This window comes from Lysinibacillus sp. fls2-241-R2A-57, from assembly GCF_030209535.1.
Taxonomy (GTDB): Bacteria; Bacillota; Bacilli; order Bacillales_A; family Planococcaceae; genus Lysinibacillus.
In genome coordinates this window covers 1-13,856 of record NZ_JARVRU010000067.1, presented here as the reverse complement: position 1 = coordinate 13,856, position 13,856 = coordinate 1, and the positions used below count along the sequence as shown (strand labels likewise).

General features: G+C 36.4%; 12 protein-coding genes and 1 pseudogene. 3 read left to right on the top strand and 10 right to left on the bottom strand.

Going from position 1 to position 13,856, the window contains the following annotated elements:
• Positions 1 to 111 precede the first annotated feature (111 nt).
• The 6 genes and pseudogenes from QRN68_RS12615 to QRN68_RS12590 form a co-directional block, all read right to left on the bottom strand.
• A pseudogene (locus QRN68_RS12615) lies at positions 112 to 1,155 on the bottom strand (S-methyl thiohydantoin desulfurase domain-containing protein).
• Positions 1,156 to 1,171: 16 nt separating this feature from the next.
• Positions 1,172 to 2,746 (bottom strand): OPT/YSL family transporter, encoded by a 1,575-nt coding sequence (locus tag QRN68_RS12610; protein WP_285397246.1) that lies wholly within the window; start codon positions 2,744 to 2,746, stop codon positions 1,172 to 1,174.
• A gap of 18 nt (positions 2,747 to 2,764) precedes the next feature.
• Positions 2,765 to 3,517, bottom strand: coding sequence for an IclR family transcriptional regulator (locus QRN68_RS12605; RefSeq protein WP_285397245.1), 753 nt, complete (start codon positions 3,515 to 3,517; stop codon positions 2,765 to 2,767).
• Between the two features lie 13 nt (positions 3,518 to 3,530).
• Positions 3,531 to 5,210, bottom strand: coding sequence for a hydantoinase B/oxoprolinase family protein (locus tag QRN68_RS12600; protein ID WP_285397244.1), 1,680 nt, complete (start codon positions 5,208 to 5,210; stop codon positions 3,531 to 3,533).
• A 3-nt stretch (positions 5,211 to 5,213) separates the two neighbouring features.
• The gene (locus QRN68_RS12595; protein WP_285397243.1) at positions 5,214 to 7,250 is read right to left on the bottom strand and encodes a hydantoinase/oxoprolinase family protein; all 2,037 of its coding nucleotides are present in this window, start codon (positions 7,248 to 7,250) and stop codon (positions 5,214 to 5,216) included.
• A gap of 94 nt (positions 7,251 to 7,344) precedes the next feature.
• Positions 7,345 to 7,551 carry a hypothetical protein gene (locus tag QRN68_RS12590; RefSeq protein ID WP_285397242.1) on the bottom strand — a complete coding sequence of 69 codons (207 nt, stop codon included), beginning with the start codon at positions 7,549 to 7,551 and terminating at the stop codon, positions 7,345 to 7,347.
• Positions 7,552 to 8,125: 574 nt separating this feature from the next.
• Between QRN68_RS12590 and QRN68_RS12585 the strand changes: the two genes are divergently transcribed.
• On the top strand, positions 8,126 to 8,323 hold the full coding sequence (locus QRN68_RS12585; RefSeq protein ID WP_285397241.1) for a hypothetical protein: 198 nt from the start codon (positions 8,126 to 8,128) through the stop codon (positions 8,321 to 8,323).
• 266 nt (positions 8,324 to 8,589) lie between these two features.
• Here the strand turns inward: QRN68_RS12585 and QRN68_RS12580 are convergent, their stop codons facing one another.
• Entirely contained in the window at positions 8,590 to 8,790 is a 201-nt protein-coding gene (locus tag QRN68_RS12580) for a cold-shock protein (protein WP_068982670.1), read from the bottom strand.
• Between the two features lie 293 nt (positions 8,791 to 9,083).
• On the bottom strand, positions 9,084 to 10,763 hold the full coding sequence (locus QRN68_RS12575; protein ID WP_285397240.1) for a formate--tetrahydrofolate ligase: 1,680 nt from the start codon (positions 10,761 to 10,763) through the stop codon (positions 9,084 to 9,086).
• A 213-nt stretch (positions 10,764 to 10,976) separates the two neighbouring features.
• Between QRN68_RS12575 and QRN68_RS12570 the strand changes: the two genes are divergently transcribed.
• Complete coding sequence (locus QRN68_RS12570; protein ID WP_285397239.1) at positions 10,977 to 11,177, top strand: cold-shock protein; 201 nt, start codon at positions 10,977 to 10,979, stop codon at positions 11,175 to 11,177.
• Positions 11,178 to 11,268: 91 nt separating this feature from the next.
• On the opposite strand, the gene QRN68_RS12565 is transcribed toward QRN68_RS12570, so the two are convergent.
• Entirely contained in the window at positions 11,269 to 12,054 is a 786-nt protein-coding gene (locus tag QRN68_RS12565) for a VOC family protein (protein ID WP_285397238.1), read from the bottom strand.
• A gap of 200 nt (positions 12,055 to 12,254) precedes the next feature.
• On the opposite strand from QRN68_RS12565, the gene QRN68_RS12560 reads away from it, so the two are divergent.
• Positions 12,255 to 12,743 carry a flavin reductase family protein gene (locus QRN68_RS12560; protein WP_285397237.1) on the top strand — a complete coding sequence of 163 codons (489 nt, stop codon included), beginning with the start codon at positions 12,255 to 12,257 and terminating at the stop codon, positions 12,741 to 12,743.
• A 317-nt stretch (positions 12,744 to 13,060) separates the two neighbouring features.
• Here QRN68_RS12560 and QRN68_RS12555 read toward each other — a convergent pair whose 3' ends face one another.
• Positions 13,061 to 13,216, bottom strand: coding sequence for a YezD family protein (locus QRN68_RS12555; protein WP_285397236.1), 156 nt, complete (start codon positions 13,214 to 13,216; stop codon positions 13,061 to 13,063).
• Positions 13,217 to 13,856 lie beyond the last annotated feature (640 nt).

The window sequence follows — 13,856 nt, the reverse complement described above, 5'->3', positions numbered from 1 at the left end:
CCCTTTCATCGATCAATAATAAACCTATTTTTTCCTAATCAACACGCCTGATATATTTATTCAATTTCTTAGTTTATTCTGTACAACAACTACTTAAAATCTATTTTTTCTTTATAGAACAGTTCCAATAACCTCGTCAATTTCCTGCAACAACGCCTTATTTTTCATCGTCGTGCTTAATGTTAAGTTACTTTGATCGACTTGAATAACAGCAATTCGCATCCCTTCTTTAATGCTGGCACTGGGTAAAGGAATCATTTTGTCTACATCGAAAGTCATGATAAGATCAGGAAATTTAGATTGTATGTTACCTGCTTTCGATAAAGTCATGTACTCATTCCAAAAAGTTAAATGGACATCTTCAACAGTTAATTTACCTACGTCAAAGCCATTTTCCTTTGTTAACTAATAATCAGTCACTTTACCAGAGACTATGTGCACCCCATTCAACTGACGAATTACATTCTCCATTTTTTCTTCGTTTGTTTGTCCGTTGAGGAAGCAATAGCCGAGCTCTATCGCCGCTGAAATTGCATGCGGGGCACCATGTTCTTTTAAATAGCCAATGGTTACAGGGTTTCGAGTTACTCCTACCAATCCGCCAGCTAAAATAGAAGCATGACGAACAGTTTTTGCTGTGTTTTGTAAATTACCTTCGACAAAGCCTTGAATAGCAAAATCATTTTTTCCACCAGCATAAAATTGAACGGATTGATAATCTTGTTGTTCATGTAGATTCAAGGAACCCATAATTCCAGTTGGATGGGCTCGTCCATTGCAAGGAGCATCCACGACAGGTACGTTCAATAAAACCGATTGTAACCAACCATTAATTGTCGTTATAGCTCCATTTTCGTTCGTAATAATTCCCTTTACCTGATTATCGAAATACGTGTTCAAATTTCTATAACTCCAGCAAAGCTGTTCATTTGAAATATATTGGTCGGTTGCTGAAGGAGCTCCAACCATCGCCACACAAGCAACTAAATCTTCATTATCTAATTCTGTTATATCAATTAAATGCGGGGCACCGACAGTGAATATTTCCTCGACTAATTTTAAACCTTCCTCTAGAAGCCCTCCTCCACCGCCTCCAAGTATGGAACCCCCATAGACAGCAGCAATACCATCTTCGTAAGATAGAACTTTTACCATAAACCATTACTCCTTTCTATTTTCCTATTTTTAAAATAGAAGAGAAGAAACTATACAAAGCATCTCCAGCGATGACACCCGCCGCAAATACAGTCATTTCAGATTCTCTCTTACTTTTCGTCATATAAGTGAAAATAACGCGAAGTAAAATACCTACTAAAACAGCCCATCCAGCAATAGGATTGATCAGTAATAAACCAGTCGCAAACAAGATACCCATTTGTCTCTTCGAACCACCGATAAGTTGAATCAATGCGCCCGGAATTGCCCAAATCAATAATTGTTTAGCCACATCTCCTGTCACGCCAGATTGGATTGTAGCAGCATATACATGGTTTACAGGTGCTACTAAACCTTGTGCAAAATAGGATTGGTAAGATAGTAAAACAACAATGGCAGAAATAGAGAAAGCTAAAATTCCAGCGATTAGCTGCTGTTTACGCCCTTCTTTTTCTAATGCTGGATCACTACCATTTCCTCGTAAAATAAAACCCGTTTTTAAATCATAGCCCATATCCGCAAAGGCAACACCTGTTGCTGCACTATATCCAGCTAATAAAGCCAATGCTTGTGGCGGAAAACCAATCAAAATGCCGAGAATAAGCGTTATAAACGCTACTGCAAATGCTGGGAACCAACCTGCATGCATGGCAGCAATACCAACAATTAATTCATGTACAAATGCCGCAATTGCTGCAAATAGGATAAAGCCTATCAACATGCCAGAAGACATATGTGACATCAAGCCACCTAAAAGTGCGATGAATATTGCTATCACTAAATAAGCAATAAACCCTGCACCAAAGCCCTGTCTTATCTCTCTCGAACTTTTAGAATATATCAACTCCTCAGACTTTTCAGTGGATTTATTGCCAAATAATGTAAAAGCTACTTGGAATAGCGCCACGATACCAGCACCAATCATAATGCCATGTGGAATATAATATTCGTTTAAATCTACATTAAATAATTGAACAGAATAGCCTCTGAGTAGCAGACCTATTCCAAACATCGTAAGTGCCCAAATGTTCCCAATAAACGCTACCCCAAAAGCTGACATTGGAATTTTAAGTACAGCTCCAACAATACCTATTGAAACACCACCGATTAAAACTTTGGCATTTTTACCGCCTTTGTCTCCAGCTTTAATAGCTTCAGCAGTTGCAATCCCTGGTGGCCAAGTACCTGTCGCTGGGAAAATCTTTGTATCAAAAAATTTATATAATAATAAAGCATCAACAAACATCGCTAAAATAACACCGATAAACAATGGTAACACTAAATTTTCATAGCCTAAAACATACGGAATACCAATCGGCAACATTAAACTACTCGCTGCACTAAAAGTTGCCGATGATATCGCAGTTTGAATAATATTTTGTCTATGAACTGATTTGAATTCTATCAGCTTCCCAATAGGAATTCTTCCTAAAATCATTGCAAATATGGCACCGACAATTGATGTATTAGCAGAAATTCCTAAAGTAGTAATCAGTTGCAATCCAATTATCGCACCAATCACAGACGTTAAAACTACTATTAATAGAGTCACAGGTTCTAAAGCTTTAGGATGTAATACTTTATTATTCATTGAGTCAGCTCCTATTATTTATAATTTAGAAATGTGAGATTGAATCTGATGAGCAATTTTTAATAACTGTTCAAGCATATATTTCTCCCTCTGATCATCAATGTCATATACTAATCCAGAAATCGTAAGAGATGCCATAATTTCTTTCTTATTATTGAATAAAGGTACACTTATACCAAAAGCATGTTCATTGTACTCCCCTACAGTAATGCACCACTTGTTTTGTCGTATAGTTTGCAGTTCTTCATTTAATTCATCAAGAAGCCTTTTAATGCTTTCCTCCGACAGCTCTTTATTAAAATAGCCTAACAATTCAAGTTGTTTTTTCTCGTCCAAATAGGCAAACATTACTTTACAAGAGGCTCCGATATATAGTGGTGTTTTCGTTCCCAACGACACCGCATACTTTATATCTTTATTACTTTCAGCTATTTTTGTTGTGACACCGTATTCATTATCCATATAAGTTAGAAATACGGATTCATTTATTTCACTTGCAAGATTTTGCATCAATATATAAATGGCAGAATGCGGGTCTTTTGTAGTCGATAGCACATCAGAAAAAATGAACATTTTATAACCTAATTTGTATTTTTTTGTGCCTTCATCCTGTGTTAAATAACCTGCTTCTGTAAATGTATTGATTGTTCTTTGGACAACACTTGTTGGTAGCTTTGTCATGCGTGAAATTTCGCGTACACCCAATGCGTTTTCTGTGGTGGCGAAACATTCCAGTATATCCAATGAATTTTTTAACGTCTTGACAGTCATTTATTTCTCCTTTTTAAGCTTTTTTATAGCCATACTGTTTTTCAGCTACTGCTAAAGAAATGTATTCATTTAACAAGTCTTTTTCTATTGCTTCAAGAGTTCTTTTTTGGGAATTGCCGTACCCCCCGCCAGTTGCTGTAACAAGCTCTATTCGGTCCCCTTTTTGCAATTCATAATTCGCAAGTACACCAATTGGCCCAACCTTTGTACCATCTTTTTTATGAATCATTAAATAGTTATGCGAGCCTTTCTTCCCACCATTTAAACCAAATGGTGGGAACTGGTGTCTACCTAAATTGACTGAAACCTTTTGTCCATCATGATTAACGGTATACACACGGCATACCCCTAGGCCGCCTCTAAATTCTCCAGCTCCTGCACCATCGCAGTTTAAACTATATTCATCAATATGAATACCGTATTTTGTCTCCGCAATTTCAACAGGAAGGTTATATGTTTCACCATCCCCCATACAATATTGACCACTTTGACCATCTTCATCATTTGATGCCCCCCAACCACCAACAGATGGCTCAACAATTAGGAATGACTCACCATTATCTGGGTTTTTACCTGTTAAAATAAACGTACAAACAGACTGTAAATGGCCCGCTGAAAGTCTTTCTGGTAAGTGGGGTGCTAGTGCTTTCCAGATTAAATCTGCCGCTCCAATGCGCGCCTCAAAATTCATCGAAACTGGGTGTGGTCGTTTGGCAGACACAATTGAATTCTCATCCGTAATGATTGTTAACCGTTTAAATACACCTTCATTAATTACATCAATATCACCAAGTAACGCTAAAAACATAACTCTCACGCTGGCCATTAAGCCGAATTTTGAACAGTTTACAGGTACATGAACTGCAGGATGGGATCCTCTAAAATCACAAATAAATTCTTTATCATTTATTGTCACTCTTACGTTGATAGGGTAAGGCCCACCTTTTAATGGATCTCCTTCAATAAAGTCTTCTGCATAAAACTCCCCTTTTGGTAATTGTTGTAGTTCAATTTCAACAATCTTTTCACCTTTGTCCAATAATTTTGCAATGGACAACTTAACAGATTCAGCGCCGAACTTCTGACAAAGTTCAATGATTCGTTTTTCACCCGTTTTTAGTGCTGCTACTTGTGCGAACATATCTCCAATCGATAATTTTGGTAGACGAACATTTGTAGAAATGATTTCAAAAATCCCTTCATTCAACTCGCATTTTTGATAAAGCTTTACACCTGGCAACTGTAAGCCTTCTTGATAAATTTCATTGGAATTACTTGTGAATGAACCAGGGTCCATCCCACCAACTTCCGTCCAGTGTGCTTTATTGGCAGAGTAGGCTATAACATTTCCATTGTAGAAAATCGGAAGTACTAAACCAACATCTGATAAATGCGATCCTCCACCAACATATGGATCATTAATAATGATGACATCACCTTCATTTAAATCTTCACCGTTCTTAAACTTTTCAATAACATGCTGAACCATTGGACTTAGCATTCCGATAAAGCTTGTCACACCATTTCCTTGGCTAATCAAATTGCCCTTCGCATCAGTTAAACCACAAGCATAATCTAAAACCTCATAAATCACTGGACTCATCGATGAGCGAGCTAAAGCGACAAACATTTCATCTCCAATAGCTAGCAATGAATCCTGAATAATTTCTACAGCAAAAATGTCTTTTCTCATGATTTATTTCCCCTCCACCTCTACAATCAGATTCCCATATTTATCTATTTCAATGGATTGTTTTTCACTTATAACGACCGTAGATGTTGGATTTTCAACAATCGCAGGACCAGAAATCACATTTCCAGGTACTAGCTTTTGTTGATCGTAGACATTTACTTCTACCCAACCAGTTTCCTTGACGTATAAATTTCGTTTTCCTTTTATACATGTCGTCGTGTCTATGTGTGAAAAATCTAATTCCTTAAATTGAACTGCTTCATCCTTCCCATAAATAGTGAGATGTAAATTCACTAATTCAATCGAGGTATTGGGTAAATCAAAAGAAAACTCCTGTTTATGTTTAATATGGAACGCTTCGACTAAATTACCTAGCTTTTCTTCATTAATGACGATATTGGATGCGTTCAATTTTACAGCGTGTTCCTGACCCTTGTAGCGTAAATCGTAATTAATCTCAAAATAATAGTGATCTTTTGAAAAAGGAGCTTCCGCATAGGCTTTTTCAATAGCTTTATCGATAATTTTTTGAATATTAGTTAAATGATTTTTATCAAAGTCCATTAAATTAGTTTGGATATAATCTTGTCGATATTCCGTCATCATCATCCCTAATGCTGAAAAGACCGATGATCCATATGGAATAATCACTTTTTTCATGTTCAATTCTTCCGCCAAATTAATAGCATGTAATGGACCGCCCCCACCAAATGCAACCATTGTAAAATCTTCTGGGGCATATCCTTTACGAATCGAGATTAATTTAAGAGCATTTAACATATTCGAATTAGCAATATCTAGAATTCCTTGCGCTGCCTCTTCAGCTGTTACATTAAATGGTTTGGCAATTGATGTAATTAGCGCCTCTTCAATCTTGGTCAACGGAACTGGATTATCAAAGTTTTCTAATGATAGTCTTCCTAAATAAACATTAGCATCTGTAATGGTCGGTTGTGTATTTCCTAAACCGTATGCGACAGGCCCTGGGTTTGCCCCAGCAGAGTCTGGACCAACTTTTAATGAGCCAAATTGATCTACTCTTGCGATGGAACCTCCACCATTACCGATTTCTACAATATCTACGACAGGTGTTTTAATGGGATACCCTGCGAATTTTTCATTTCTTTCAATATAGTAATCTGTTGTTACATTTACTTTTCCATTTGTAATGAGGGAACATTTCGCAGTCGTTCCACCAACATCAAAAGCGATAATATTGGATTCATTTAATAGCTCTCCTAATTTAGCAGCTCCGAACATCCCCGCAACAGGGCCTGATTCCACTAAGTTAATTGGTAACTCCATTGCTTTATCAAAACTTGTCGTTCCACCATTGGATTGCATAATTTTTAAATGCTCTGTAATGCCGATCGTACTTAATTTTTCTTTTAAGCTTTTTAAATATGCATGAGCAATTGGTTTTACGTACGAATTTAAGACAGTAGTATTCGTTCTTTCATATTCTCTATATTCTTTAATCGTTTCACTCGAAAGTGTTATATACACCTCTGGCCAAATTTTTAAAATCTCTTCTTTTAGTTGTACTTCATGAATGGGGTTTTTGTAGCCATGAATTAATGAAATGGCTATTGCCTCTACACCCAATTCTTTGAATTTATTTACGATTGTGCCTACTTCATCAACATTAAGTACTTTCATAACGTTTCCTTTAAAATCGATTCGTTCATCGATTTCTTGCCTTAAATAGCGCTCTACAAAAGGTGTCGGCTTCTTATATTTAAAATTGTATAAATCTGGTCGATTCCCACGAGCAATTTCTAATATATCCCGGAACCCCTTTGTCGTGATTAAACCGACTATGCCTCCTTTCCTTTCTGTTAACGTGTTAATAATAATTGTAGAACCATGAATAAAAGATTCAATCAGTGAATCCTCCGTTACATGTCGTTCTAATACATTCAGTATGCCGTCCTCAAAATGACCTGGAGTCGTATGCCCCTTGTCAAAATGGAGATTCCTATTTTCATCTGTATACACTAAATCGGTAAAAGTACCACCAATATCTGTTGCTATTTTCAAGTCTCCACCCCTTTTGTTCCTATTATAGGAACAGTGTTCCATTATATAATTAAAATATATTATATTCAAAATAAATAGAAAATTCAATGTATTATTAAAGTAAAATTGATTTGATAATGAAATTCATATTAAATATCTGATTTTCCCTTACCAAAAACAGAATGTTATTCATAAAAAATGGCTCTTCACCAAAACGTGTGGTTGATTTCCGTTCCGACTGGGCGCTTTCCTGAGGGCGTCCGATGAGCCGCTTCACTCGCGTTGCTCGCTCCAGGGTCTCATCTGTGACGCTGATCCCCAAGGAGTCGCCCAGTCTCCACTACAATCAACTAAAATACAGTGCATATATTTAAAAAATTGTCATCCACAACTTTTGATTATAATCCAAAAAATACAAAACACATTAATGTTCTTCCTTTTTCTTTGTGAGAGCAATAAAAATAGAGGTTTGGACAAAATTAGCTGATATTAAAGAAAAAAGAGAAATCGATGCTGTTCGATTTCTCTTTTTTCTTGTTTGACTAAGTCATTCTATTTTCTTTACCCTATTTCTCTGTTTATGGCAGAATATTTCCGGAGATTTACTGCCTTGAGAACTTTTATAGACTAATTTTTTCGATTTATAACCCAACTTTCGAAAAATATCGGATCTACCCCCATGAAACACTAAATTTAACATCAAAAAAGCGCGAGAAATCAACGTTTCTAAATTGATTTCTCGCGCTTTTTAGGTTTTGACCAGTTTTGTCCCAGCCACCTAAAAACTAAAAAGCTTGCAACTAACTTAAAAATCAGTAGCAGCCTACTCTATCAACTAAAGGGCCATCATAATAAGACATGACAGTTCATATCTTCTTGTATGAGAGGATGATTATGTGAATGACCTGTTAGAAAACATATATCAATTTTCTATAGCAGTCCTACTCTTATGTTCAGTTATTTCCGTAAGACTTCTTAAAAATTTAAAGCGCGAAAGAAAACTTTCTTACTTTGAATATACTATGTATTTAATCATTCGAATTGCCGTTCTGTTATGGTTAGCTAGTTTTCTACTTATTCATTATGGAGCTTAATTTTTTTGATCAATCTTTGAGTAAACTGCCATTTTTTTAACTTCATCAAGAAATTCTTCACTATAATTTTTGCTAAAAGAAGCAACTTAAATTGTAGATAAAAGGTTTTTGAAGCAAATTATTAAGATTCACAGCTATTAATAGCTGAATTCTTTATTTCCAAAGAAGCAAAAAAAGTCGACAAAGTTGAAAAAACAACTTTGTCGACTTTTGAGAAGGTATTCTACTGAAAGGATACCTCTTTCTTATGATTACATTATTAAAAATTAAAGTTTAACGATGTTTGTAGCTTGTGGTCCACGTGGGCCTTCTTCTACTGAGAATTCAACTTTTTGGCCTTCTTCAAGTGTTTTGAAACCGTCACCTTGGATAGCTGAGAAGTGAGCGAATACGTCGTTTCCGCCTTCTACTTCGATGAATCCAAAACCTTTTTCTGAGTTAAACCATTTTACTGTACCTTGTGTCATTTAAATGACCTCCATTAATCGTATTAAATAAAACCATTTTATAAGAAAAAAATTCACATATTACAAAAAGTATCTAACAAAACACGATTACTCTTTGTAATATGTGAATTCTTTGTTTTTCTTGTAAATAATTTTATTACATATAATATATAATAAAAAATCATACTTGTCTAGTACAAAAACAAATTTTATTTTATCAATAGTACATTCATAAAAAAAGCTGCTCTTTATAACTTATAAGAGCAGCTTCCGTACATTCAATATTTTCTACTAATCATAAATACAAATCCTATTTAGAACAATCCTACCGCATGTCCTTCTTTATCAACATCCATACGCAACGCTGCCGGTGCCTTTGGTAATCCCGGCATTGTCATAATATCTCCTGTTAAGCAAACTAAGAAACCAGCACCTAACTTAGGGATCACTTCACGAATAGTAATTGTAAACCCTTCTGGACGACCGAGTAAACTTGGTTGGTCGGATAAAGAATATTGTGTTTTTGCCATACAAATCGGCATCGAATCCCAGCCGAATTTTTCAATTTGGGCGATTTGTTTTTTCGCTTGGTCGGTAAATTGAACGTCTTTCCCACCATATACTTTTTGCACGATAGTACGTACTTTTTCCTCAATAGATTCTGTTACATCATATAAAGGTGAGAAATTATTTTCCTCCTCAAGTACAGCTAACACTTGTTCTGCCAGAGCTAGACCACCTTTTCCGCCCTCTTCCCAGACGTTTGTACGAGCAATACGAACATGATTTTCTTGACACCAGTTAAGAACCGCTTCTAACTCAGCCTCTGTGTCCGTAATAAAACGATTTAACGCGATAATCGGTTCAACGCCAAATGTACGAACCGTCTCGACGTGTTTAGCTAAATTTTCAATTCCTTGTAAAAGTGCTTCAACATTTTCACCAACAAGCGCTGTTTTTGGTACACCACCATGCATTTTTAATGCACGAATCGTTGCTACAACGACAACGGCACTTGGCTTGAAGCCTGCTTTACGTGCTTTAATGTTCATGAACTTTTCAGCACCTAAATCTGAGCCGAAGCCCGCTTCTGTCACAACAATATCAGCTAGCTTACGAGCTGTTTGTGTCGCCATAATCGAATTACAGCCGTGGGCAATATTGGCAAATGGACCACCATGAATAATGGCAGGTGTTCCTTCTAATGTTTGTACTAAGTTAGGCTTGAAGGCATCTTTTAATAATAATGTTAGAGCACCTTCTACTTGTAAATCACGCACAAAGACAGGCTCACGCTCAAATGTGTAACCGATGACGATGCTAGCTATGCGCTCGCGTAAATCTTCAATGCTTGTCGCTAAACAGAAGACAGCCATAATTTCTGATGCAACAGTAATATCGAAGCCGTCTTCACGTGGCATCCCTTGCACTGGACCGCCTAGACCCACAACTACTTTACGAAGGGCACGATCATTTAAATCCATTACACGCTTCCAAATAATACGACGAGGATCAATGTTTAAAGCATTTCCTTGGTGAATATGATTATCAATAAAAGCAGATAATGCGTTATTCGCTGTCGAAATAGCGTGAAGATCGCCCGTGAAATGCAAATTAATATCTTCCATAGGTACAACTTGTGCATATCCGCCACCTGTTGCGCCACCTTTTACACCCATTACAGGGCCGAGTGACGGCTCACGTAAAGCAACAACAACATTTTTATTCAATTGATGAAGTGCATCAGCAAGTCCAACTGTTACGGTTGATTTCCCTTCACCTGCTGGAGTTGGACTAATGGCAGTTACTAGTACAACCTTTGCGTCCTCACCGTGAGTTGTTATTTTTAATGGATCAATTTTTGCTTTGTAGCGACCATACTGTTCAAGTGCATCCTCTGAAATACCTGCAGCTTTCGCTATTTCTGTAATAGGCATCATAACTGCTTGACTAGCGATTTCTAGATCTGTTAAAGGTTGATTTTTCGTTGTCATTTGGCACCCTACTTTCTATGTTGTTAAATTCCATTATAGACTTTTTTGTGTAAGAAATCATAATTAGTTATCCAAGCATTTCGACAATCAATTGACAACTTAGCTCAATTCATGTATGTTCTAAGTGAAAATGCATTTTTTCACATTTTCGCAGGTTATGTCACGACTTAATTGATTTAGTACTACATTCAAGCGCATTGGAGGCGAATGCTTATGCAACAAGGAATCGTAAAATGGTTCAATAGCGAAAAAGGTTATGGCTTTATTGAATGTGATGATGGAGAAGATGTATTTGTACATTTTACGGGCATCCAAGAGGAAGGCTTCCGTACACTTGAAGAAGGTCAAAAGGTATCATTTGATGTAGTAGAAGGCAATCGCGGACCACAGGCGTCAAATGTTATGAAATTATAAGTAACAAAGGAGCTGTTCGATAGATGAACGGCTCCTTTTTCAAATGCTTTTATTTATATTAGTACTGCTTCATTTTCTATACGCTATAGCTTCAACGATTGATCCAATAAAAAGCAGCTGGAAAAACTAGCGTTTCCTTCGTTCTATCAGTATCTTTAAGTGTCACCCCAAATGGTCCTTCATGTAAATGACCAAGCGTCATAGCAGTTGCAGCGACTTCTTCATAAAAATCTAGGCGAATATTCGGTAATTGTAAGGAAATAAATTGTGCATGTTGCTCAGGCTCTGGTAATTGAAATATTTCCTTCCATAACTTTACGGTAGCTTTCACATCTTCTACATAAAATTGCACGGATTCCATCGTAATCGATTGTTTCGTATCAATGGCTCCACTTGCTTTTAATTGTGCAACACGTTCCTCATCTTCATCAGCCCACTCAATCAAAAATGGAAAATCAATTGCCTGCCCAGGCTTCCCAAAATGCAATAGCTTCCATTCTACCACGGAGCCATCTGGTCTAGTTCGACTACAAGCATCAGGACCATACACTTCAAAACCAAGTGCACGCAAACGTTGTCCTTCTTCTTCAATATTTTTCGTACGTAATGCAATTCGTGAAAAGCCATAGCGCTCATTCGCACGCTTAAACGTATAGTGTAGGGAATAAGGTAAATTCGCTGCATTTTCAAATAAATTACGATCATAGATTGCTATTTGTTCAATATAGTTTAATCCAAAGTAGCTTAACGTATTATATGTCCCCCACATTGTATGTTGACCACCGTTAATTGTATGGATATTGCGTTTGTTTAAGAAAATCTTTGTATTCTCTGGTGATTGAACTTGGTGAACCAGATGGTCAAAATATAAAGTCATTGACTAAACCCCCTTTTTACCCTCCATTATATACTTTACCTGTTAGTTTTGTTGGTTTAAAATAAAATTAGGAATATTACAATTATTAAACAGCGATGCTCGGCAACGAAATAATTTCTATGCAGATGGTAAATCAAAAAAAGTTTTTCATTTCCATCAATCAATGGTATATTCGCATAAAATAACAAGAGGTGATTAGAATGACAGACAAAGTAGCTGCTTTTAAACTTGCATTAGGTAATTATCCAACAGGCGTCACGGTTGTCACAGCTTGTAATGACACTGATGAACCTATTGGCTTAACTGTCAATTCCTTTGCGTCAGTTTCCATAGATCCACTCCTTATTTTATGGTCGCTCGATAAAAAATCACAGCTTCATCCATATTTTACAGCAGCCGAAAAGTTTGCTGTGAATATTTTAGCGAGCAATCAAGAACATTTATGTTCACTATTCTCAAGTAAAATTCCAGATCGTTTTGCTCAGGCAAAGTGGTCAACTTCTGTTCACGGTCTACCGATTTTACACGATACTGTAGCCACTTTACAATGCACAACATTTCAACAAATCGATGCAGGAGACCATACGATATTTATTGGGCAAGTCCTAGAAATTGATAATGCACAAAAGGAGCCTTTACTCTATCATCGTAGACATATTGGTGAAATCCCTAAAAGCTTTTATGACTAGGACACTATCTTCATAAGCAAGTAGCATACAAGAAAAACAGGATGATTCATCGTAATCCATCCTGTTTTTTTGTATCATATAAAATTGCTGAATATTTAGCCATACTCAAATTTATGAAACACTATTGGCGTAGATATTTTTTATTAAGTGGCTATTTAAAAAGTTGTATATTCATTTTTAACGAAATACCGCTCAACAGGACCTATATCCTTAACCAACTCCTTTAACTAACTACAAATAAAGCCACAAATAAGAGGAGAGAACAATCCTGCTTTCTTTGTGGCTTTCAAATATCTAGGCAAAAGTCATCACACTGTTTACTTTTTCTGTGGGAATCTCTGTTTTTCAAGTCTGTTAATTTGAACAATGACACCATCTTGAATCGTAATGTGCACTTCTCCAAATTCTAAATTTTGAATTGCCTTTGCAATTGCCTCTAGCTTTTTGTCATCGATCTTTACCTGTTGAGTCATCCGATCCCCCCTTCTTTTTTTCATACTTTTTGTTCATAGGAGGCCAACGCATCAATCGTTTTATGCCCCCAATCAGATTGCCCTGTTGGATTTGGCACCTACACTAACAGTTGCCGAGGCTGGACCAAGTCCCTTCACCTCTCTCGATAAGAGTATTACGTTTCTTAGAAAGAATTTTATAATTCAGAAAACCTATTGTCAATATAAATATTATAAATCCTAGCTGAATACTTTGTAATTAAGTAAAAAGGAGTATTTTGAACATTTTAGTATTCATTTATGCCAATGGATAGTATTGAATTACTTAAGTTTTTTATTAGAAGGTTGTGAACTCAATGAAGAGCATTATTCGAGAACTATGTTTCAACATCACTTAATACTGAATCATATGCATTTTCAAAAATCATAATGTATGCCCCCTCCATTTTTTGCCTACCGTTTAGTGATTAATAATCTAAATCATCAGGCGTGTTGATTAGGAAAAAATAGCTTTATTATTGAGCGATAAAAAGGATTTTTTTGTTGCTATAATGCCAATGAATTTCCATTTCAATTGATTGTAGTGTAGGGCTACTCGACTCCTGCGGGAAAGCGAGACAGACGAGACCCTGCACGAAGCGAATGTTTTCTGTGCGAAAGC